20 protein-coding genes and 1 riboswitch are annotated in these 20,528 nt (G+C 67.5%); of the genes, 16 read left to right on the top strand and 4 right to left on the bottom strand.

What is annotated here, in order from left to right; all coding sequences use genetic code 11:
- The first annotated feature begins 5 nt into the window (after window positions 1–5).
- From CJZ80_RS12400 to CJZ80_RS12390, 4 genes are all read left to right on the top strand, one after another.
- Window positions 6–2,423 carry a UvrD-helicase domain-containing protein gene (locus CJZ80_RS12400; RefSeq protein ID WP_094513708.1) on the top strand — a complete coding sequence of 806 codons (2,418 nt, stop codon included), beginning with the start codon at window positions 6–8 and terminating at the stop codon, window positions 2,421–2,423.
- Window positions 2,420–3,949, top strand: a complete 1,530-nt coding sequence (locus CJZ80_RS15185) for a hypothetical protein (protein ID WP_144037028.1) — start codon at window positions 2,420–2,422, stop codon at window positions 3,947–3,949. Before CJZ80_RS12400 ends, CJZ80_RS15185 begins: the two co-directional genes overlap by 4 nt.
- 119 nt (window positions 3,950–4,068) lie before the next feature.
- On the top strand, window positions 4,069–4,944 hold the full coding sequence (locus CJZ80_RS12395; protein ID WP_094513705.1) for a sulfotransferase: 876 nt from the start codon (window positions 4,069–4,071) through the stop codon (window positions 4,942–4,944).
- A gap of 89 nt (window positions 4,945–5,033) precedes the next feature.
- Window positions 5,034–6,305: a CCA tRNA nucleotidyltransferase gene (locus tag CJZ80_RS12390; protein ID WP_094513702.1), complete on the top strand. Its 1,272-nt coding sequence runs from the start codon at window positions 5,034–5,036 to the stop codon at window positions 6,303–6,305.
- Here the strand turns inward: CJZ80_RS12390 and CJZ80_RS12385 are convergent.
- Entirely contained in the window at window positions 6,271–6,897 is a 627-nt protein-coding gene (locus CJZ80_RS12385) for an HAD family hydrolase (RefSeq protein ID WP_233133075.1), read from the bottom strand. The two genes, CJZ80_RS12390 and CJZ80_RS12385, sit on opposite strands and share 35 nt — an antisense overlap.
- On the bottom strand, window positions 6,894–7,742 hold the full coding sequence (gene kdsA, locus CJZ80_RS12380) for a 3-deoxy-8-phosphooctulonate synthase (RefSeq protein WP_233133074.1): 849 nt from the start codon (window positions 7,740–7,742) through the stop codon (window positions 6,894–6,896). The genes CJZ80_RS12385 and kdsA overlap by 4 nt, the downstream gene beginning before the upstream one ends.
- Before the next feature lie 26 nt (window positions 7,743–7,768).
- Between kdsA and CJZ80_RS12375 the strand changes: the two genes are divergently transcribed.
- Genes CJZ80_RS12375 through kdsB form a run of 3 tightly spaced genes read left to right on the top strand, consistent with a single transcriptional unit; the run spans window position 7,769 to window position 9,832 of the window.
- A complete protein-coding gene (locus CJZ80_RS12375; protein ID WP_198948310.1) occupies window positions 7,769–8,479 on the top strand; it encodes a glycosyltransferase in 711 nt (236 codons plus the stop codon).
- Window positions 8,470–8,940: a diadenosine tetraphosphate hydrolase gene (locus CJZ80_RS12370; RefSeq protein ID WP_369803065.1), complete on the top strand. Its 471-nt coding sequence runs from the start codon at window positions 8,470–8,472 to the stop codon at window positions 8,938–8,940. Before CJZ80_RS12375 ends, CJZ80_RS12370 begins: the two co-directional genes overlap by 10 nt.
- A 28-nt stretch (window positions 8,941–8,968) precedes the next feature.
- On the top strand, window positions 8,969–9,832 hold the full coding sequence (gene kdsB / locus CJZ80_RS12365) for a 3-deoxy-manno-octulosonate cytidylyltransferase (RefSeq protein WP_094513696.1): 864 nt from the start codon (window positions 8,969–8,971) through the stop codon (window positions 9,830–9,832).
- Window positions 9,833–9,874: 42 nt separating this feature from the next.
- Here kdsB and CJZ80_RS12360 read toward each other — a convergent pair whose 3' ends face one another.
- Window positions 9,875–10,873: an SIS domain-containing protein gene (locus CJZ80_RS12360; RefSeq protein ID WP_094513693.1), complete on the bottom strand. Its 999-nt coding sequence runs from the start codon at window positions 10,871–10,873 to the stop codon at window positions 9,875–9,877.
- Between the two features lie 67 nt (window positions 10,874–10,940).
- Window positions 10,941–11,438, bottom strand: coding sequence for an SsrA-binding protein SmpB (gene smpB, locus CJZ80_RS12355; protein ID WP_094513691.1), 498 nt, complete (start codon window positions 11,436–11,438; stop codon window positions 10,941–10,943).
- A gap of 59 nt (window positions 11,439–11,497) precedes the next feature.
- On the opposite strand from smpB, the gene ruvB reads away from it, so the two are divergent.
- The 9 genes from ruvB (at window position 11,498) to CJZ80_RS12310 (ending at window position 20,520) form a co-directional block, all read left to right on the top strand.
- The gene (ruvB, locus tag CJZ80_RS12350) at window positions 11,498–12,658 is read left to right on the top strand and encodes a Holliday junction branch migration DNA helicase RuvB (RefSeq protein ID WP_233133072.1); all 1,161 of its coding nucleotides are present in this window, start codon (window positions 11,498–11,500) and stop codon (window positions 12,656–12,658) included.
- Window positions 12,658–13,404 carry a tetratricopeptide repeat protein gene (locus CJZ80_RS12345; protein WP_094513688.1) on the top strand — a complete coding sequence of 249 codons (747 nt, stop codon included), beginning with the start codon at window positions 12,658–12,660 and terminating at the stop codon, window positions 13,402–13,404. Before ruvB ends, CJZ80_RS12345 begins: the two co-directional genes overlap by 1 nt.
- Before the next feature lie 98 nt (window positions 13,405–13,502).
- The gene (locus CJZ80_RS12340; RefSeq protein WP_233133088.1) at window positions 13,503–14,639 is read left to right on the top strand and encodes an amidohydrolase; all 1,137 of its coding nucleotides are present in this window, start codon (window positions 13,503–13,505) and stop codon (window positions 14,637–14,639) included.
- The gene (locus CJZ80_RS12335; protein WP_094513681.1) at window positions 14,636–14,869 is read left to right on the top strand and encodes a DUF3188 domain-containing protein; all 234 of its coding nucleotides are present in this window, start codon (window positions 14,636–14,638) and stop codon (window positions 14,867–14,869) included. Before CJZ80_RS12340 ends, CJZ80_RS12335 begins: the two co-directional genes overlap by 4 nt.
- Before the next feature lie 12 nt (window positions 14,870–14,881).
- Complete coding sequence (locus CJZ80_RS12330; protein ID WP_094513678.1) at window positions 14,882–15,502, top strand: HEAT repeat domain-containing protein; 621 nt, start codon at window positions 14,882–14,884, stop codon at window positions 15,500–15,502.
- A 50-nt stretch (window positions 15,503–15,552) separates the two neighbouring features.
- Window positions 15,553–15,678: riboswitch (TPP riboswitch) on the top strand.
- A gap of 93 nt (window positions 15,679–15,771) precedes the next feature.
- Window positions 15,772–17,157, top strand: a complete 1,386-nt coding sequence (gene thiC / locus CJZ80_RS12325; RefSeq protein WP_094513674.1) for a phosphomethylpyrimidine synthase ThiC — start codon at window positions 15,772–15,774, stop codon at window positions 17,155–17,157.
- A 50-nt stretch (window positions 17,158–17,207) separates the two neighbouring features.
- The gene (locus tag CJZ80_RS12320) at window positions 17,208–17,654 is read left to right on the top strand and encodes a cupin domain-containing protein (protein ID WP_233133071.1); all 447 of its coding nucleotides are present in this window, start codon (window positions 17,208–17,210) and stop codon (window positions 17,652–17,654) included.
- Window positions 17,655–18,979: 1,325 nt separating this feature from the next.
- A complete protein-coding gene (locus CJZ80_RS12315; protein WP_094513669.1) occupies window positions 18,980–19,168 on the top strand; it encodes a hypothetical protein in 189 nt (62 codons plus the stop codon).
- A gap of 329 nt (window positions 19,169–19,497) precedes the next feature.
- Complete coding sequence (locus tag CJZ80_RS12310; RefSeq protein WP_233133070.1) at window positions 19,498–20,520, top strand: acetylserotonin O-methyltransferase; 1,023 nt, start codon at window positions 19,498–19,500, stop codon at window positions 20,518–20,520.
- Window positions 20,521–20,528: the final 8 nt, after the last annotated feature.

Here is a 20,528-nt window from a genome sequence, read left to right as displayed (position 1 = left end):
AACCCGTGAGCTTCCTAGCCGGCCTCAACGACGCCCAGCGCCGGGCGGTGGACCACCACAACGGCCCGCTGCTGGTGGTGGCCGGTGCCGGCAGCGGCAAGACGCGCGCGCTCACGCACCGCATTGCCCACCTGATCGGCCATCACGGCGTCGATCCGCACCAGCTCCTGGCCGTCACCTTCACCAACAAGGCGGCGCGGGAGATGAAGGAGCGGCTGGAGCTGCTGCTGGCCCAGCGGCTCGCCACCAGCCAGTTCGGCCAGCCGCTGAGCACCCTCTCGCCGGTGCAGCAGCGTCAGCTGCGCACCCGCATCTACCGGGAGATCACCAAGGAGCTGTGGATCGGCACCTTCCACGCCCTGTTCGCGCGGCTGCTGCGCTTCGACATCGACAAGTACCGGGATCCCGAAGGGCTCACCTGGACCCGCCAGTTCTCCATCTACGACGAGGGCGACGCCCAGACCCTGGTGAAGGAGATCGTCACCCAGGAGCTGGGGCTTGATCCCAAGCGCTTCGAGCCCAAGAAGGTGCGCTGGGCGATCAGCAACGCCAAGAACCAGGGCTGGCTGCCCGAGCAGCTGGAGCAGGAGCAGCAGGGGCAGCGGGGAAAGATGGTGGCGGATGTGTACCGCCGCTACCGCCGCGCCCTGGCGGCCAACAACGCCCTCGACTTCGACGACCTGCTGCTGCTGCCGGTGCAGCTGCTGCAGACCAACGAGCAGGTGCGGCACTACTGGCACGGCCGTTTCCGCCACGTGCTGGTGGATGAATACCAGGACACCAACCGCACCCAGTACGACCTGATCAAGCTGCTGGTCACGGGCGGCCGCGACCCCGAGCAGTTCGACGACTGGGGCCAGCGCTCGGTGTTCGTGGTGGGGGATGCGGATCAGAGCATCTACAGCTTCCGCGCCGCCGATTTCACGATCCTGATGGGCTTCCAGGACGACTTCGGCGACAAGGCCAGCGACGAGGCCACCCGCACGATGGTGAAGCTGGAGGAGAACTACCGCTCCACCGCCACGATCCTGGAGGCGGCCAACGCCCTGATCGCCCACAACAGCGAGCGCATCGACAAGGTGCTGCGCCCCACCCGCGGCGAGGGGGAGCCGATCGTGGTCACCCGCTGCGACGACGAGATCGCCGAGGCCGAGGCGGTGGTGCACCGCCTGCGCATGCTCGAGGCGGCCCACCCGGAGCTGCGCTGGGGCGACATGGCCGTGCTGTATCGCACCAACGCCCAGAGCCGGGCGATGGAGGAATCCCTGGTGCGCTGGGGCCTCCCCTACATCGTGGTGGGGGGTCTGCGCTTCTACGACCGGCGCGAGATCAAGGATGTGCTCGCCTACCTGCGGCTGCTGGTCAACCCGGCGGACAGCGTCAGCCTGCTGCGGGTGATGAATGTGCCGCGCCGCGGCATCGGCAAGACCACCGTGCAGCGGCTCAGCGATGCCGCCAGCCAGCTCGGTCTGCCGCTGTGGGAGGTGGTGAACGACCCCGAGGCGGTGCGCTCGCTGGCGGGCCGCTCGGCGAAGGGGCTGCTGCAGTTCGCCGAGCTGATCGGCGACCTGAGCCGCCGCGTGCAGGACGCGCCCCCCTCGGAGCTGGTGCAGCGGGTGATGGAGCAGAGCGGCTATGTGGCCGAACTGATCAGCGAGGGCACCGATGAGGCGGAGGAGCGGCGGCGCAACCTGCAGGAACTGGTGAACGCGGCCCTGCAATACCAGGAGGAGAACGAGGAGGGTTCGCTGGAGGGTTTCCTGGCCTCCGCCGCCCTGGCCAGCGACGCCGACAGCAAGGACACCGAGTCCGATCGCGTCACTCTGATGACCCTGCACGCCAGCAAGGGGCTGGAGTTTCCGGTGGTGTGCCTGGTGGGGCTGGAGCAGGGGCTGTTCCCCAGCTACCGCTCCCTGGAGGATCCCGCTGCCCTGGAGGAGGAGCGGCGCCTCTGTTATGTGGGCATCACCCGTGCCAAGGAGCGGCTGTTCCTGTCCCACGCCAGCGAGCGGCGGCTGTGGGGTGGCATGCGCGAGCCGGCGGTGCCGTCGGTGTTTCTCTCGGAGCTGCCGCCGGAGCTGGTGCAGGGCGATGTGCCCCGCAGCGGCGGTGCGGCGCTGCGCCGTGAGCAGCGGCTCGACCGGCTCACCCGTGTCGACCGGGACGACAACCCGCGCAGCGCACAACGGGCCGGGGGCGGCGCTGCTGACGGCGGTGGTTCTGTTGAGCCGGTCAATGCCGTGCGCCACCGCGCCCCGGCGCGGCTCTGGGCGGTAGGTGACACCCTGCACCATGCCAGCTTCGGCGACGGGATCATCACCCACCTGTTCGGCAGCGGTGAGAAGATCTCGATCGCGGTGAAGTTCGAGGGAATGAGCGCCAAGATCCTCGATCCCCGGCTGGCGCCGATCAAGCCGCGGTGAAGGAGAGCCGCTATCCAACGGAGATCAAGCAACAACGCCGGATCTTGCTGGTCGTTCTGCTTTTACTGATACTCCTCTGCTCGAGGGGCGTGTTTCAAGCGTACTCTTACTGGCACGATGAATTGTTCTCCATTGGGGCTGCCAATGCTTCCTCATGGCATGTCTTGTTCAAGGAATGGATTCTTCCTGATACCCATCCCCCCCTTCATCTGACCCTGCTGCGGCTGTGGGTCGGCATGTTTGGATCTGGTGAGATCCCGACCCGCTTTCTGAGCCTGATTCCTGCCTGGCTGAGCCTGATCGCCATTGCATGGACCACGCAAAACGGCGGTTTCGCCCGCCAGATCATCGCGATCCTGTTCCTCGGAACAAGCCCCCTCTTCAGTCTTTATGCCCAGGAAGTTCGACCTTATTCCTGGACTCTGCTTTTTGCCACAGTATCAGTGGGGGTCATGACCATACTCTGGCGGTCTCAGCAGCAAGGGCCTTCGGTTCACCTGCCAAGAGTTAACGCTCTGCGCCTTTGTTTTATCGTTTCCCTGCTGCTGCTTTCTCTTAGTCATTACTTCGGCTTTTTCTACGCCCTCACGCTCCTGGTGCTGGATGTCCTGAGAGGGGCGCCATGTCTTGGTCGTCGTCGCTGGGGCCTAGCTCTTCTGCCGGCACTCTTTGCTTGGCCGTTGCTTCATGTCTTGGTCGGTGGCGCAGGTGGTGGAAGAACCAGTTGGATTGTGTCTCAGCCGGTCATCGGTGTGTTCAGCACCGCGATGAATGGAGCCTTTCCAGCCTTTCCTGCTGCAGTGGTCGTGATCGTGCTCGCCATGCTGATTTCAGCGGTTGGAAGCCAGCGGCGATCAAGAGATAAAGACAGAGGGCTTCAGCTAAGGGATAGTGTTCGTGGTTCCAGCGAAGCCTGTTGGTTGTTGTCTGGTGCGGCGGGATTTTTGGGGCTCATCAGTTTGATCGATCTGGTTAAGCCACTCGCTGTTGAACGATATTTTATTGTGCTTCTCCCTTGCTTCGCCCTCGCTTTGGGGGGTGTGGGGCAACGTCTGATTGCCTCAGGTAGTCCTTATGTAAGACGAGCAACAGTGTGTGTCTTGGCCATTATTATTAGCATGCATTTCTGGCACTCCCAGGAAGTGCTTTCTGCCAAGATTTATCCCCTTCAGAACTACAAGTATTTGGCTCGCTTTATTGGTGAAACAGGGGTTTGTCGGCAAGGGTGCACAAGCGTTTCTGCTAAAAAGCATAGGCTGGTGCCTTATTTTGATTCCATTCCTTTGCAGCGTGTTGATCCCGAGGGAGTGAATGGTTTTTCTGCTGTCATGCTGCCTTTTGTTGGTCTGCACGGGGATAAAGAGTTGATTCAGCCACTGCTTGCGGCCCATTCAGGAGCATCGTGTTGGGAGCCTCGCCAATTCACAGCATTAAGTACCTTCATTGTGATACCAGAAAGTGCACATGTGCGGCCGCAGTCTTTTGGGCTTCGGCAATGTGTCCAGTCCAAACACCGCGATGCATGATTTCAGATGCCTGGCGTCTATAGGTATGCGTGTGGATAAACTTTGATCCCAGCATCGACACGGGATCGATTGTTTCACTCCCCACAGCGTGTTTCCCGAACGCTACGCATTTCCCAGTGATGACGACTCGCCCGAAGCTGCTGCTCATCCGCGGATTGGGCCACAGCGGTACCACCCTTCTTGATTTGGCGCTCGGTGCCCATCCCCAGGTGCAGGGCTTCGGCGAGGCGGTGCGCCTGTTGCGTAGGCCAGCGCCCGGTGAGGAAGGCGGTGGTCCGGCCAGGCTGCGGCGCGAACTGCGCAACGAACGTCTCTGCACCTGCGGTTGTATCGCGGCGCAATGCCCGGTCTGGGGGCCGCTTCTGGAGTGGCTACCGGCTCACGATCACCTGCCGCTGGCTCAAAAGTGGCAGCGTTTGGTGGCGCATGCTCAAGAGCAAGCCCTCGCCGAGCCACTGCGCTGGATGGTCGACTCGTTTCAGTCGGATCTGGAGTTGCTGACCCTGCCTGATGCGGCGCTTGGCATGGAAATCCGGGTGCTGTTTCTGGTCCGCGATGTGCGCTCCTGGGTTCACGCGATCGCACGCCGCCCCCGGCGCCAGGTGGCCAGTGGCTGGCGGTCGCTGGTCCGCTGGCGCCGTGTCAATGGCCAGCTCGAGCGGCGCCTGCAAACGGCGGGCAAGCCTGTGTTTCTCCTGGGTTATGAGGAGCTAGCTCTGGCCCCCGAAGCTGCGCTCACCCGCTTGTGCCACTGGCTTGATCTGAGCTTTGAGCCGGCGATGCTCATGCCGGGCCCTTCCACCGGCAGCCACATCCTCAGCGGCAATCACATGCGTTTTGATCCAGTGAAAAGTGCCCGCATCCGTTACGACGCCGCTTGGCTCAACAGCCCCTTTCTGCCTGTCCATCTGGCCTTGCTGCTGCCGGGATGGCAGGGCATGAACCGGCGGCTCGTTTATTCCAATGATCTGGTCGATCCCGGTGGCTTGATGTGATCACAGGAGGCGTTCGCACCTTCGTGGTGCAGTGAAGTGCTGATGGACAAGGCTGGCGTCGCTTCACTCAGAACAATCGCTTTCCCCCCATGCCCGGCCTTTCGCTGCTCGACGCGCTCGATCCCCCCGTGCAGCGGGTGCTGGCCACGGTGGTGCGCGCCGCAGCGCCGCTGCGGGTGGCTCTGGTGGGCGGTGCGGTGCGGGATCTGCTGCTGCACCGCGTCCACAACGACCCCTGGCGTGGCCTGCCCGATCTCGATCTGGTGGTGGAAGAAGGCAGTGAAGCGGCGGGACCGCCGGCGGCCCACCGGGTGGTGGAGCGCCTGCGGGGCACACCGGGAGCGGGGCTGGGCTTCTGTCAGCTGCATCCGGCCTATGGCACCGCCGAGCTTGAGATCGATGGGGTGGTGCTGGATCTGGCCACGGCACGCGGCGAGCGCTACGCCCATCCAGGTGCCAACCCCACGGTGTTTTTCGGCTCCCTCGACGACGACCTGGCCCGCCGCGACCTGAGCATCAACGCCATGGCGCTGGTGCTCGCCGATGGCGCCCTGCTCGATCCCCACGACGGTCTGGCAGATCTGGCCGCGCGGCGGCTGCGTTTCCTCCACGCCGGCAGCCTCAGCGACGACCCGACCCGGCTGGTGCGGGCGGCCCGTTATGGCGCCCGCCTGGGCATGGACCTGGCGCCCGGCAGCCTGCGGCAGTGGACCGACACCCTGGCCCGCTGGCCCTGGCCGGCGGCGGGCACGGTGCCCTCGCTGGGCACGCGCCTGCGGCGGGAACTGGAGCTGCTGCTGGGCCGCGAACCCTGGCCGCAGGCCCTGCAGCTGCTGCAGGGCTGGCAGGGGCTGGCGCTGCTGGCGCCGGGTCTGCAGGGCGACAGCAGCTGGCGGCGGCGGCTGCGCTGGGCCGACCGGCTGCGGGCGGCAGCGGATTTACCGGGCTGGTCGCCAGGCCCGTGGCGGCTGCTGGCCCTGCTGGCTGCGCTCCAGGATCCGCTGCCGCCCGCGCAGCGCCTGCAACTGCCAGAACGCAGCCTGCAGGCACTGCGGGGCCTGCAACGCCTGCCCAGCGGCTCCCTGCCGCGCTCGCCGGCGGCGCTGAGCCAGCGGCTGGAGCGCAAGGGCCTGCCGCTCGACTCCGTGGTGCTGGCCCTGGCCTGCGGCGCGGGGCCGGCCGCTCCCGCCCCTGGGCTGGCGTTGCGCCGCGGACTGCTGCGCTGGCTGCTGCGCTGGCGCCAGCTGCCGCCCCCGTGCACAGCGGCGGAGCTGCTGGCCACGGGCCTGACCCAGGGGCCAGCGCTGGGCGAGCGCCTGCGTGCCCTCAGGGCGGAGCGGCTCGACCGGGAGCGGTGGTGAGCGGCGCTGCGGGTCCGTCGTTGCGATCGAGCCAGCCGGCGCCGGCCAGCGCCTGCCAGCGCCCCTGCGCCTGCAGGATCGCCTCCGCCACTAGGCGCACGGCCCCGTCCCCGCCGCGCCGCGGCAGCACCCAGTCGCAGTGGCGTCGCAGGGGGGCCGCCGCGTCGGCGGGGCACAGCAGCAGCGCCACCACCGGCCGCACCGGCAGGTCGTTGAGGTCGTCGCCCACGAAGGCCGTGGCGGCGGGGGTCAGCCCCAGCTGCCGCTGCAGGGCCGCCAGGGCGGCGGGTTTGTCCTTCACGCCGGTGAGGCAGTGCTGCACGCCCAGGTAGCGGGCCCGCTGCTCGGTGGCACCGCTCTTGCCGCCGCTCAGCAGGGCCACCTCCAGCCCGGCCTGCTGCAGCAGGCGGATGCCCAGCCCGTCGCGCACATCGAAGCGTTTGATCACCTCACCGCTCTCGGTGGTCCAGAGGCCGCCATCGGTGAGCACCCCGTCCACATCCAGCACCAGCAGCTTCAGCTGCCGCAGCCGATCGCGGCAGCGCCGCGCCGCCAGCCGGCTGCGGCCGCGGGCCAGCCAGCCGCCATTCACAGCGTGCTGACCGCTTCAGGGCGCTGCTGCAGCGGGGCGCGGATCGCCAGCAACTGCTCCAGCAGGGGTTCGAGGCGATGCAGCGGCACCATGTTGGGCCCGTCGCTGAGGGCGTTCTCCGGGTCGGGATGCACCTCCATGAACAGGCCGTCCACCCCCACGGCCACGGCGGCGCGCGCCAGCGGCGCCACGTATTCACGCTGGCCGCCGCTGCTGCTGCCACGACCACCGGGCTGCTGCACAGAGTGGGTGGCATCGAAGATCACCGGGCAGCCGAGCGCCCGCAGCTGGGGCAGGCCGCGGTAGTCCACCACCAGGGTGTTGTATCCGAAGCTGGAGCCCCGCTCGGTGAGCCAGAGCTTCTCCACGCCGGCCTCGCGCAGTTTGGTCACCACCTGGGCCATGTCCCAGGGGGCGAGGAACTGGCCTTTCTTCACGTTGATCGTCTTGCCGGTGCCGCGAACGGCGTCAGCGGCGGCCAGCAGCAGATCGGTCTGACGGCAGAGGAAGGCGGGAATCTGCAGCACGTCCACCACGGCGGCCACTGGAGCGGCCTGCTGGCTTTCGTGAATGTCGGTGAGCAGAGGCAGCCCGGTGCGGCGCTTCACTTCCGCCAGCACCTCCAGGCCCTCGGCCACGCCGGGGCCGCGGTAGGAGCCGCCGGAGCTGCGGTTGGCCTTGTCGAAGCTGGCCTTGAACACATAGGTGATGCCGAGCCGCTCGGTGATGGCCTTGACCCGCTCGGCCACCTCGAACACAAGTTCCGGGCTTTCGATCACACAGGGGCCGGCGATCAGGATGAAACTCACGGTCCACCGCGTGCAGGTGCCCTCAGCATGGCTCACGGGAGCCGGGACATATGCTCACCCCAATGAGTAGGCCCATCCCCATTTTCATCGGTGTCGATCCGCGCGAGCGGGCGGCCACCAATGTGTTGATCGACAGTCTGTATCAGACCAGCACACAAACGCTGGCGATCACACCACTCGAGACGCCGCAGCTGGAGTGCCAGGGGTTGTACTGGCGCCAGCGGGATCCCAGGCAAAGCACGGCCTTTTCGTTCACCCGCTTCCTCGTGCCGCAGCTGTGCGGCTATCAGGGCTGGGCGATTTTCATGGACTGCGACATGTTGTGTCTCAGTGACATCACTGAACTCTGGGCCCTGCGGGATGATCGCTTCGCGGTGATGTGCGTGCAGCACGATCACGTTCCTGGCGAAACCGTGAAGTTTCTCGGTGAGCGGCAATCGGCCTATCCGAAGAAAAACTGGAGTTCGTTGATGCTGTTCAACACCAGCCGCTGCACCGCGCTCACCCCCGAGTACGTCAACACCGCCTCCGGCCTCGATCTGCACCGCTTCCACTGGTTGGCGGGGGATCACGAGATCGGCGCCCTGCCCGACCGCTGGAACCATCTCGTCGATGTGCAGGCGCCGCCGCCGCTGGCACCGGAGCCGGGCGGTGCCGCCCTGCTGCACTGGACGCTGGGCGGCCCCTGGTTCCGTGAATGCCGCACGATGGGCGGGCCCCTGGCCGCCCGCTGGTATGCCGCCCGCGACGACGCCATGCGTCTGTGGGATTGAGCGAAGTGGCCGCCGGTTGTGGCGTCTGCCGTCTGCACGCCGAGCCGGAGGCGATCGCCCTGTACGAGATCCTGCGCCGGCCCCTGTGGCTGCTGCGGCACCACCCCACACCGGCGCCGCTGCCGGGCTGGCTGCTGCTCGATGCGGTCCGCCACCTCGATGGCCCGGCCGCCTTCACGGCCGCGGAGGCGGCGGGCTTCGGGCCGATGTTGCAGCGCTGCAGTGCCCTGGTGCGCCAGCTCACCGGCTGCGAGCGCGTCTATGTGATCGCTTTCGGGGAGGGGGCCCGGCACCTGCACGCGCACCTGATCCCCCGCCATGCCGCCGACCCCGACACCGCCGCCTGGCGGGTGGCGGATGTGTACCGGCAGATGGAGGCCGGCGCCCGGCCAGCGGCGGCGCCCGAGCGGGTGGAAGCGCTGGTGCGGCAGGCCCGCAGCCTCACGGCGCTGTGGGAATAGGCTCCCGCCACCAGGGTCTTGGCAGCAGATGACGGGCAGTGGCTTGAGCGATCGGCAGCACGGTGGTGGCGCCTCGGCGCCGGAGCCTGCCGCCCTCGCCAGCCCACCGGCGCTGGCCTGCGTGGTGGCCGTGCCGGCGCGGCTGGAGTCGTCCCGCCTGCCCAACAAGGTGATGGCCGACATCGGCGGCCAGCCGATGCTGCAGCGGGTGCTGCTGCGTTGCCGCCTGGCGCAGCGGCCTGCTGCGGTGGTGCTCTGCACCGACAGCGAGGTGCTGCGGGCGGCGGCCGAGGGCTGGGGATTTCCGGTGCTGATGACCAGCGCCAGCTGCAGCTCCGGCAGCGAGCGGCTCGCCTCGGTGGTGGAGGCCCTGATTGCCCGGGCGGGGGCCACGGGTGGCGCCTTGGCCGCGGCCCGCAGCGTGATCATCAATGTGCAGGGGGATCAGCCGTTCATTGATCCGGCCGTGATCGATGCGATGGCACTGGAGTTTGAGCGGCGCACGCCCACGCCGGAGGTGCTCACCCCGATCTACCGAATGCCGCCGGAGAAGATCCACGACCCCAATGTGGTCAAGACGCTGCTGGCTGCCGATGGCCGCGCGCTCTACTTCTCCCGCTCCGCTATCCCGCACGTACGCGGTGAGGATCCGCAGCACTGGCACGCCCATGCGCCCTACTGGGGCCATGTAGGCATCTACGGCTACCGCGCCGACGTGCTGGCCCGCTGGAATGCCTTGCCCCACTCACCGCTGGAGCACACCGAGAAGCTGGAGCAGCTGCGGCTGATCGAGGCGGGCCTCACGGTGGGCACCTTCCCGGTGGAGGGTGATTTCCTCTCGGTCGACACCGCCGCCCAGCTGGAGCAGGCCCGCCGCCTGGCTGCCGCCTGAGCGGGCCCCGCCCACTCTGCAGGACGCCATGCGGCCACACCTTCAGCTCAAGCTGGGGCTCAGCCCCGCCTGGATCAGGTCGTGGAGTCGCAGCAGGCCCAGCATGGTTCCCGCGTCGTCGAGCACGGGCAGCACGCCGATCGGCTTGCGGCTGTTGCGCTCCATGCGTTCCAACGCTTCCACTGCCAGCATGCCCGGCCCCACCGTGATCGGATCGGCCGTCATCAGCTGACTGGCGCACAGCTCAGCCCATCCGGACGCGGCGTTCTGCTCCAGGGCCCGGCGCAGGTCGCCGTCGGTGATCAGGCCCGCCAGCTGCTGCGGCGCGCCGCTGCGGCGCACCCAGCAGGCCCCGGCACCATCGCGCGTGAGCAGGGCGATCACGGCGCTGAGGCTGTCGCTTTCCTCCAGCGGATGCAGCTGGGTGGTGGGCAGCATCAGATCGGCCACTGTGAGCGTGAGCTGTTTGCCGAGCGCACCGGCCGGATGGTTGAGGGCGAAGTCGGCCGGGGAGATGCCGCGCCGCTCCATCCACACGGCGGCCAGGGCATCGCCGATCGCCATCGCCACCGCCGTGCTGGCGGTGGGGGCCAGATTGAGCGGGCAGACCTCCCGGTCCACCGAGGCATCGAGCACGACATCGCAGCCGCGGGCCAGGCTCGACTGCAGTTTTCCCACCAGGGCGATGCGGCCGGTGCCACGCCGGCGCAGGTGGGGAAGGATTTCGAGCAGTTCGCCGGTTTCGCCGCTGTTGGAGAGCAGCAGCACCACGTCCTGCGGGGCCACCACACCCAGGTCTCCGTGCAGGGCATCGAGCGGGTTGAGGTACAGCGACATCAGCCCGATCGAGGAGAAGGTGGCCGCGATCTTGCGGGCCACGATGCCGCTCTTGCCTACCCCCGTGATCACGAGCTTGGCCCGTTGGTCGGCGCAGCGGTCCAGCATCGCCAGGGCTGCATCCACCTGGCAGCTTTCGATCCGGCCTGCGGCAGCGGCGATCGCGGCGGCCTCTTCCTGCAGGCAGCGGGTCAATGCCGACATGGCAGCTGCTGGCGATGGGGCGTGGCGACTGTATGGCGTGCCACCGGGCCCGGGGCGGTGGCCGGGTTCAGCCGCGGGTCAAGGCCGCGCGCACTTCCCTGTCGGCGTCCTTGCGACGCTCCTCCTGGCGTTTGTCGTGCAGCTTGCGGCCCTTGGCCAGGCCGAGCGTGAGCTTGATCCATGAGCCCTTGAGGTGCAGGTTCAGGGGGATGAGCGTCAGCCCCTTCTGATCGATGGCGATGCGCAGCCTGTCGATCTCGCGGCGGTGGGCCAGCAGCTTGCGGGTGCGCAGCGGCTCGTGGTTGAAATAGGCGCCGGCGTGGCTGTGGGGCGAGATATGCACGTTGTGCAGCTGCAGTTCCCCTTGGCGGATCAGGCAGAAGCCATCGCGCAGGTTGGCCTTGCCGGCCCGGATCGACTTCACCTCGGTGCCCACCAGCTCCAGACCGGTTTCCAGCGTTTCGAGAATCTCGTACTGGTGACGGGCGAAGCGGTTGTCGGCCAGCAGGCGGTTGGCCGCATCACGGGCTGCCCGCGCGGCTTTCTTTCCCGCTGCCTTCGCCATTGCCACCCCCGGCCTCAGGCTCGACCCTAAGCAGGCCCGGTCCTCCCTACGCTCCTGCCATGGCGATCGTGTCCTCCGGCCCGTCCGATCGAGCCTCTGGCAAGGGCTCCAGTCGCCTGGGCTCCAGACGCCTGGTGGATGCGCAGCCCCATCCGTATGACAGCGCCCTGGACCCCGCCGCAGGCCTCGACAGGGCTGAGGCCGGCGACCCAGCCGATTCAGCCGGCGCCGCTGAGCTGAGCGGCACAGCCGAGGCCCCGCGGTTGCTGCGCGAGGACACGCTCCGCCCGCGCCGGCTCGGCGAGTACATCGGCCAGCGGGAGCTCAAGCAGGTGCTGGCGATCGCGGTGGAGGCCACCCGCAACCGCGGCGATGCGCTCGATCACGTGCTGCTCTACGGCCCCCCCGGCCTCGGCAAGACCACCATGGCCCTGGTGCTGGCCGAGGAGCTGGGCGTGCGCTGCCGCATCACCAGTGCGCCGGCGCTGGAACGCCCGCGCGACATCGTCGGGCTGCTGATGAACCTGCAGCCGCGCGACCTGCTGTTCATCGATGAGATCCACCGGCTCAACCGAGTGGCTGAAGAACTGCTCTACCCCGCCATGGAGGACTGCCGGCTGGATCTCACCGTGGGCAAGGGCACCACGGCCCGCACCCGCGCCGTGCCGCTGGCGCCGTTCACGCTGGTGGGGGCCACCACCCGGGCGGGAGCGTTGAGTTCGCCGTTGCGTGATCGCTTCGGGTTGATCCAGCGGCTGGAGTTCTATGACCTGCCCGATCTGCAGGCGATCGTGGAGCGGGCCGCCGGCCTGCTGAAGCTGGAGCTCGCGGGCGATGCCGCGATCGAGGTGGCCCGCCGCTGCCGCGGCACCCCCCGGATCGCCAACCGCCTGCTGCGTCGCGTCCGGGATGTGGCGAGCGTGCGCGGCCACGCCTGCATCGATGCGGCGCTGGTGGCTGAAGCCCTCAGCCTGCACCGCGTGGATGCCCGCGGCCTCGATGCCAGCGACCGGCGGTTGCTGCAGCTGCTGTTGGAGGGCTACGGCGGTGGCCCGGTGGGCCTCGAGACCCTGGCCGCCGGGCTGGGCGAAGACCCGGTCACGCTGGAAACGGTGGTGGAGCCCTTCCTGCTGCAGCTGGGCTTCCTGCAGCGCACCCCGCGGGGCCGCATCGCCACCGCCGCCGCCCGTGAACACCTCGCCTGGCCGGAGGCGGCCTGATGCTCGCCACCCTGCTGGCGGTGCTGCTGGCCGCGCAAATGAGTGTGCCCCAGCTGTTCGATGCGGCCCTGAGCGCCAGCCGCGACGGGCGCTTCGGTGAGGCCCTGCCCCTGTGGGATCAGGTGGTGGAGCAGCTGCCCGGCGATGCCTCCGTCTGGAGCAACCGCGGCAACGTGCGGCTGGCGATGGGGGATCCGCAGGGCGCGATCAGCGACCAGAACCGCGCGATCGCGCTGGAACCCGGCAGCGCCGACCCCTACCTGAACCGGGGCATCGCCGAGGAGTCCCTGCAGCAGTGGGACCTGGCCGCTGCCGACTACGAGGCGATCCTCCAGAACGATCCGGCCGATGCGGCGGCGCTCTACAACCTCGGCAATGTCCGCGGCTCCCAGGGACACTGGGACCAGGCGCGCCGCTGCTTCGAAGCGGCCGATCTGGCCCGGCCGGGCTTTGCGATGGCCCGCTCCAGCGCCGCCCTGGCGGCCTTCCAGCAGGGGGATGGGGCGGCGGCCGAGCGGGAACTGCGCCTGCTGATCCGCCGCTACCCGCTGTTCGCCGATGCCCGCGCCGGCCTCACGGCTGTGCTGTGGCAACGCGGCGCCTCAGGGGAGGCGGAGAGCAACTGGGCGGCGGCCTCCGGCCTCGACCCCCGCTACCGGCAGCCAGAATGGCTCCTGCAGATACGGCGCTGGCCTCCCCTGCCGGTGCACGCTCTTCAGGATTTTCTGCAACTGGCCCGTCGATGAGCCCTGCCGCGTCAACGCGTCCGTCCCTGTCCAGCCTGCCGGTCGCGCCGCTGAGGCTCTGGCAGCAGTTTGAGCTGGAGGCGGCCCTCCAGCAGGCGATGCCGGAGTTGATCGGGCTGCGTCGCCACATTCATGCCCATCCGGAGCTGAGCGGGGCGGAACACCAGACCGCCGCCCTGGTGGCCGGGGAGCTGCGCCTGCTGGGGTGGGACGTGCGCGAAGGGGTGGGCCGCACCGGCGTGGTCGCGGAGCTGGGCCCTGAAGCGGCGCCACTGCTGGCTCTGCGGGTCGACATGGACGCGCTGCCGGTGGAGGAGCGCACCGGCCTGCCTTTCGCCTCCTGCCATCAGGGGCTGATGCATGCCTGCGGGCACGACCTGCACACCGCGATCGGCCTGGGGGTGGCGCGGCTGCTGGCGCCCCTCGCCCCGCGGCTCACGGCCCGGGTGCGGCTGCTGTTTCAGCCAGCCGAGGAAATCGCCCAGGGGGCGGCCTGGATGCTGGCCGACGGCGCCATGGAGGGGGTGCAGGCCCTGTTCGGCGTGCATGTGTTCCCAAGCCTGCCGGTGGGCAGCATCGGCGTGCGCAGCGGCAGCCTCACGGCCGCGGCGGGCGAGCTGGAAGTGGAGGTGCTGGGCGAAGGCGGCCACGGCGCCCGGCCGCACCAGTCCACCGATGCGATCTGGATCGCGGCCCGGGTGGTGAGCGGTCTGCAGGAGGCGATCAGCCGGCGGCTGGATGCGCTGCAGCCGGTGGTGGTGAGCTTCGGCAGGATCGAGGGGGGCAAGGCCTTCAATGTGATCGCCGACCATGTGCGCCTGCTGGGCACGGTGCGCTGCCTCGACACCGAGGTGCACGCCGAACTGCCCGGCTGGATCGAGGACACGGTGCATGCCATCTGCCGCGGCTACGGCGGCGAGGCGCGGGTGCGCTACCGCTGCATCTCGCCGCCGGTGCACAACGACCCGGCGCTCACCGAGCTGGTGGAGGAGGCGGCCCTGGCGCTGCTCGATCGTCCGCAGGTGCGGCGGCTGGAGCAGCCGTCCCTGGGGGCGGAGGATTTCGCCGAGCTGCTCACTGCTGCGCCGGGCACCATGTTCCGGCTGGGGGTGGCCGGGCCCGAGGGTTGCGCGGCCCTCCACAACGGCGGCTTCGACCCTGACGAAGGGGCGATCGCCGTCGGCGTGCAGGTGCTCACGCTCAGCCTGCTGCTCTGGATGGAGCGCCGGGTGTGAGCACCCGCGACCGCACACTCCGCGCGCTGCTGGCGCTGTCGGCGCCGCTGCTGATCCTGCTGGCGCTGGTCAGCATCGTGTCGCGTCAGGGAATCCAGCGGGTGCAGGGTCTGCCGGCGCTGCTGATCGGCAGCGGCCTGCTGGTGAGCAGCAGCCTGCGCCGCCGTCGTCGCCGCCGGGTGGTGCGGGAATGCCTCCGGCAGGTGCAGTCATTTCCTCCCCCTCCGTGACAGGGTGGAGCCATGGCCGATTCCTCTTCCGACAGCAAGCCGCCGCTGGATGCGGACGCCCTGCGCGCCGCCATCGCCTCCGGTGATCCGGTGCAGGCGATGCCGGCCCTGGCGGGGCTGCGGGGCGTGGAAAGCGAGGTGGCGATCCCGCTGCTGCTGCTCGGCCTGGAGCAGGAACCCTTCATCGTGCGCTCGCTCAGCTGCGCCGGCCTGGGCGTGAAGCGCAGTGCGGCGGGCTGGGAGGCGCTGCAGCGGGCCCTGCGCCACGACGACGACGCCAACGTGCGGGCGGAGGCCGCCAACGCCCTGGCCAGCTATGGCGCCGAGCAGGCCTGGCCGCTGCTGCGCGAGGCCTTCGCCGCCGACGACCAGTGGCTGGTGCGCTGCAGCATCCTCTCGGCCCTGGCCGAGCAGGCGGTGATGGGGTTTGAACCGCTGCTGGAGCTGGCGCGCATGGCGATCGCCGATCCCGACAGCTCGGTGCGGGTGGGTGGCGCCGAAATCCTCGGCCGGCTGGCGCATGAAGCGGCGCCGGCGGAGGGTGCCGAAGCGGTGCGGGCGCTGTTGCGCGGTCTGCAGAACGACCCCGACCACCGGGTGGTGGCGGCCGCCCTCAACGGACTGCAGCCCTGAATGGGTTCTGTGCTGAACTCCGGCATTCACAGGCACCCTTGCTAGCTTTGGCCGGTCACTAGGGGTGCCGCCCCGAGCCTGCTTCCCACCGGAAGTGCGCCTGGGCCTCGGCTGAGATCACACCCTCCGAACCTGATCCGGGTCATGCCGGCGCAGGGAAGTGTCCCGAAAGCAACCGCGGTCCGATCGGTCCCGGTGGCGCCCGGTTCCGGAGTTGTGTCCTCGCTTCCCAGCGACCCGGTCCGAACGCCCCATTTCTCGAGTCGATCATGCGCAGCGCCTGGATTGAGAAGCGTCGCGGCGACGCCAACGTGTCGCAGATGCATTACGCCCGCCAGGGTGTGATCACCGAGGAGATGGCCTACGTGGCCAAGCGGGAGAACCTGCCCGAATCACTGGTGATGGAGGAGGTGGCCCGGGGCCGCATGATCATCCCCGCCAACATCAACCACACCAATCTCGAGCCGATGGCGATCGGCATCGCCTCCAGGTGCAAGGTGAACGCCAACATCGGCGCTTCCCCCAATGCCTCCGACCTCGAGGAAGAGGTGGCAAAACTGCGGCTGGCGGTGAAGTACGGCGCCGACACGGTGATGGATCTCTCCACCGGCGGCGTCAATCTCGATGAGGTGCGCACGGCGATCATCAACGCCTCCACCGTGCCGATCGGCACCGTGCCGGTGTATCAGGCGCTCGAAAGCGTGCACGGCTCGATCGAGAAGCTTGATGCCGATGATTTCCTGCACATCATCGAGAAGCACTGCCAGCAGGGCGTCGATTACCAGACCATCCACGCCGGTCTGCTGATCGAGCACCTGCCGCTGGTGAAGGGCCGCCTCACGGGGATCGTGAGCCGCGGCGGCGGCATCCTGGCCCAGTGGATGCTTTACCACCACAAGCAGAACCCGCTGTTCACCCGCTTCGACGACATCATCGAGATCTTCAAGCGTTACGACTGCAGTTTTTCGTTGGGAGATTCGTTGCGGCCGGGCTGTCAGCACGATGCCTCCGATGCCGCCCAGCTGGCGGAGCTGAAAACCCTCGGCCAGCTCACCCGCCGCGCCTGGGAGCACGACATCCAGGTGATGGTGGAGGGCCCCGGCCATGTGCCGATGGACCAGATCGAGTTCAACGTCAAGAAGCAGATGGAGGAGTGCAGCGAAGCGCCCTTCTATGTGCTCGGCCCGCTGGTCACGGACATTGCCCCTGGCTACGACCACATCACCAGCGCGATCGGTGCCGCCCTGGCCGGCTGGCACGGCACGGCCATGCTCTGCTACGTCACCCCGAAGGAGCACCTGGGCCTGCCCAATGCCGAGGATGTGCGTGAGGGCCTGATCGCCTACAAGATCGCCGCCCACGCCGCCGACATCGCCCGCCACCGCCCCGGCGCCCGCGATCGCGACGACGAACTCAGCCGTGCCCGCTACGCCTTCGACTGGAACCGCCAGTTCGAGCTTTCGCTCGATCCCGAGCGCGCCCGCGAATACCACGATGAAACCCTGCCGGCCGACATCTACAAGCAGGCGGAGTTCTGCTCAATGTGCGGTCCCAAGCACTGCCCGATGCAGACCAAGATCACCGATGAGGATCTCGCCGGCCTCGAAGACGTGCTGAAGGCCCAGGCGGCCGCCGGCCAGCCGGTAGGGGTCTGAAGTTGCCCGGCCACGGCCCGAAAGGGGCCCAGCCACCCAGCGCCGAGCAGGTGGTTGCCTGGCTCGGGCTGGAGACCCATCGCACCTGCGGCAGGGTGGCCGAGAGCTTCGTGGCCCGGGAGATTCCAGGCGGCACCCTCTACTTTCTTGCCAGCCCGGAGCGGGGCATCCAGCTGCACCGCATCTGCCACGACCAGGTGTATCACCACCACCTGGGAGACCCGCTGCAAGTGCTGCTGGTGTCGCCCGAAGGCCATGCCTCGATCGCGCAGGTCGGCAGTGACCTGGCGTCTGGTCAGCGGCCCCAGCTGGCCATTCCAGGCGGCACATTCCATGCCGGACGGGTGGCCCCCGGAGGCTCCTTTGGCTACGCGCTGCTGGGCACGGCCGTGTGGGGCCGGGTGATGCCGGAGGAGGTTGAGCGGATGGAGCTGGAGGTCCTCGGGCAATCCTTCCCCCAGGCGGCGTCATTGCTCAAGGTGTTCGCCTCCACCTGAAGAGACATCCAGCTGTTTGTCTCCAGCTGAAGGGACACCCAGGTGGTCGCCTCCGCCTGCACGGCTTCAAGCCATTCGCCTCCGTCGGCAGGTCCGCCTCACTGCCCTGATGGGCTATCTCGTCAGCTTTTCCGCGCTTGGCGGTCCTGTCCCTGCTGTTGTGGATGGGTCCTGTTTTCCGCTTTCGTTTGTAATGGTTCAGGCTTGATTGGTGCCCTGCATCATCATCCCCGCCCACCAGGGCAGCCTTGTTTCTGCGCAGTGGCCTGAATTGATCGTTCTGTTTGTCTTGTCTTCCCCCTTCGTCATCTCCAAGGTGCTTCTCTGATTGCTCATGTCTGATCACCCATCACCTATGTCCCATCACTCATTGCTCGTTGCTGAATACTTCTTGTCCATTGCTCACGGCTAGGGCTGGTATGTTCTGGCTGGTTAAACACTCCATACTCCATACTCCATACTCCATGCTCCATGCTCCATGCTTCTGGCTTCGGGCTCTTAAGGCTGTTGGTCATGTCTGCAGACGCCTAGCGATTCGGGGTGAACTCTTCGGGCCGACGTCTTTCAGTGGTCCGGCATGGCGAACCGTGGCCGAGATCTGACTGGGGCTGCCTCTCCGTTGAGCCTCGCGGGGTTGCGAAGGGAGACCCGAAACGCTTTCCAATGGTTTCCTGGACTTCAAGCACCAGTCTCTTGGCCCCCGTTCTTGTCTGTAAGCCCATAGACAAGTGAAGCCAATTCCCTTCGGGCCCCAGCCCTTCTTGCGGCTTGCGGAGTTTCCTCTGAGATTGCCAGCAGGCGGCGACCTGCGTTGACTTGAATTGCTGCTGCTTCTGCTATAAGCTCTTGAGTCTTTGCAGCTGTCTATAACAGCGTCTGTTCCCGAGATGACCGCGGAGGATCGCAATAGACGCATGAAGTGGGGGACCGATGTTCCGCGCTGGTGGGTTCCCGACTTCAATATGTCTCATCGGGAACAGCCAAGCGAACCGCTCAGGCCAAACCCCAAGACACAGTCCAACCCAGCGGAACCTGAGGCTTCCGATTCCACGCCGCTCCCTGCTGATTCCAGCTCTGCATCAGCTTCCAGGCCTGCAGCCTCATCCCTTTCTGCAACAACTTCCGGTATCTCCGAGAGCCCCGCTCTCCAAAGCGCGCGTAGCGCCGCCAGCAGCAATGGCGAGCAGCTTGCGCACACAGCCAGTGTTGAGGCCTGCCGCCGTCAGCTGTTCACTCAACAGGCTCGATGGCTGCAGGAGAGGAGGCAGGCAGCCTCGTCCAGTTCCAGCACGAACAATCTGTTTGAACAGCGTGAGAGGAGCCGTTTGAACCGGATCGCCCGCAGGCGGTTGCTCCAGGATTCAACCAGGCAACTCAATCGTGATCTGCGCAGGGTTCAAATTCTGTTCGCGGTGCTCATGGTTGTGGCAGGGCTGGTTGCCGGTGGTTTCCCCGGCCTCCTGGTGGGTGCGGCTGCTGCCCTGCTGCTGCTGTCGCTCCGGCTGGAGTTTTAAGGCGCGCACGTGCTGGCGCCCCTGATTGGCCACTGTTCCTGCCCATCAGCGTGGTTGCAGGAGTCCCAGCTGTTCATGGAACCCGCACGGCCGGCCTCGGGCGTGGCGGGTTGGGTGCCACCTGGGCCACGCCCGGCCCCCTCGGCCACGGCCGGCAGGGTGATTCAGCCAAGGCGCGATTCAGCCACAGACCCTTCCTCTTTTAGGCTCCAGTGCCCCTGCCGCCGTCAGCGACGCTGCGGTAGCGCCGGGCTTGCACCGCGGCGAACCGCTGTCAGAGGCGTCAACCCTCAACCACGGCCGCTGCTGCGACCCCCCTTCAACATCTGGTGACCCGCGTGCCTGAGCAACCCACTCCGGACAAGATCCTGCAGACCGGCCTGGCGTTCTGGGCCTCGAAAACATTGCTCAGCGCCATCGAGATCGGTGTGTTCCGTGCGCTGGCGGATGGTCCGGAACCTTTCGAAGGTCTCAGCGAGCGCCTTGGTCTGCATCCGCGTGCGGCGCGCGACTTTCTCGATGCGCTGGTGGCCCTCGGCTTCCTCAGCCGTGGCCCGGCCGGCTATGCCAATGCTCCGGACAGCGATCTCTTCCTCGATCCCAACAAGCCCACCTACCTGGGCGGCATTCTCGAGATGGCGAACCATCGCCTCTATCCCTTCTGGGGTCACCTCACCGAAGCGTTGCGCACGGGCGCGCCGCAGAACGAGTTGCGCAACGGCGGCACGGGGCTGTTTGAAACGCTCTACAGCGACCCGGCCCGGCTGAAGGAATTCCTCTCCTCCATGACCGGCATCAGCCGGGGGGCCAACATGGCGATCGCCCGCCACTACCCCTGGCAGACCGCAGGCACATTCGTGGATGTGGGCACGGCACAGGGGGATCTCGCTACCCAGATCGCCCTCGCCAACCCACACCTGCGGGGCATCGGCTTTGATCTGCCGCAGGTGGCGCCGCTGTTCGAGGAGTATGTCGCCGCGGCTGGAGTGGCAGATCGCCTCAGCTTCCAGCCGGGTGACTTCTTTCAGCAGGCCTTGCCTCAGGCCGATGTGGTGCTGATGGGGCACATCCTGCACGACTGGGATCTCGCCACAAAGAAGATGCTGATCTCCAAGGCCTACGACGCACTCCCGCCCGGCGGTGCCCTGATCGTCTACGAGGCCATCATCGACGACGACCGCTCGCAGAATGCCTTCGGTCTGATGATGAGCCTCAACATGCTCATCGAAACACCCGGCGGCTTCGATTACACCGGCGCCGATTGCGCCGGCTGGATGCGGGAGGCGGGCTTCTCCAGCAGCCGGGTGGAACCCCTCGTAGGGCCTGATTCGATGGTGGTGGCGATCAAGTAGGCCACCTA

Source organism: Synechococcus sp. MW101C3 (genome assembly GCF_002252635.1).
Classification (GTDB): domain Bacteria; phylum Cyanobacteriota; class Cyanobacteriia; order PCC-6307; family Cyanobiaceae; genus MW101C3.
The sequence above is the reverse complement of the archived record's forward strand: the minus strand, read 5'-3'. Positions and strand labels throughout refer to the sequence as shown.

Coding starts and splice junctions, on each gene's coding strand:
- CJZ80_RS12395 (WP_094513705.1), top strand. CDS start 4,069: ATGACGACTCGCCCGAAGCTGCTGCTCATCCGCGGATTGGGCCACAGC.
- CJZ80_RS12390 (WP_094513702.1), top strand. CDS start 5,034: ATGCCCGGCCTTTCGCTGCTCGACGCGCTCGATCCCCCCGTGCAGCGG.
- CJZ80_RS12375 (WP_198948310.1), top strand. CDS start 7,769: ATGAGTAGGCCCATCCCCATTTTCATCGGTGTCGATCCGCGCGAGCGG.
- kdsB (WP_094513696.1), top strand. CDS start 8,969: ATGACGGGCAGTGGCTTGAGCGATCGGCAGCACGGTGGTGGCGCCTCG.
- CJZ80_RS12360 (WP_094513693.1), bottom strand. CDS start 10,873: ATGTCGGCATTGACCCGCTGCCTGCAGGAAGAGGCCGCCGCGATCGCC.
- smpB (WP_094513691.1), bottom strand. CDS start 11,438: ATGGCGAAGGCAGCGGGAAAGAAAGCCGCGCGGGCAGCCCGTGATGCG.
- ruvB (WP_233133072.1), top strand. CDS start 11,498: ATGGCGATCGTGTCCTCCGGCCCGTCCGATCGAGCCTCTGGCAAGGGC.
- CJZ80_RS12345 (WP_094513688.1), top strand. CDS start 12,658: ATGCTCGCCACCCTGCTGGCGGTGCTGCTGGCCGCGCAAATGAGTGTG.
- CJZ80_RS12340 (WP_233133088.1), top strand. CDS start 13,503: ATGCCGGAGTTGATCGGGCTGCGTCGCCACATTCATGCCCATCCGGAG.
- CJZ80_RS12330 (WP_094513678.1), top strand. CDS start 14,882: ATGGCCGATTCCTCTTCCGACAGCAAGCCGCCGCTGGATGCGGACGCC.
- thiC (WP_094513674.1), top strand. CDS start 15,772: ATGCGCAGCGCCTGGATTGAGAAGCGTCGCGGCGACGCCAACGTGTCG.